1 rRNA gene is annotated in these 294 nt (G+C 40.1%); it reads left to right on the top strand.

The features are described 5' to 3' along the window. Window positions 1-129 (top strand): 23S ribosomal RNA (locus ACLI50_RS22535); the annotation flags it as partial. Between the last annotated feature and the right edge of the window lie 165 nt (window positions 130-294).

Here is a 294-nt window from a genome sequence, read left to right as displayed (position 1 = left end):
AAGTGCGAAACTCGCCTCAAGATGAGACATCTTTTAAGGGTCGTTGTAGATGACGACGTTGATAGGCTATAGGTGTAAAGACAGTAATGTCATAGCCAAGTAGTACTAATTACCCGTAGATTTATAGTCTATGGTTACTAATATAAACCAGGTGCTTTATGCGCAGTGAAGGTTTTGTCTTTGTGAAAGTTTTTATCGCTTAAAACGCAATAAGCTTAAGGCTTCAGGCCTAATGCTTAAAGCTATATACCTTCTTTAGGGTGGTTTTAGCGGTGGGGCTCACCTGTTCCCATT

It is taken from the genome of Chryseobacterium cupriresistens (assembly GCF_046614675.1).
Lineage (GTDB): Bacteria > Bacteroidota > Bacteroidia > Flavobacteriales > Weeksellaceae > Chryseobacterium > Chryseobacterium cupriresistens.
The sequence above is the reverse complement of the archived record's forward strand: the minus strand, read 5'-3'. Positions and strand labels throughout refer to the sequence as shown.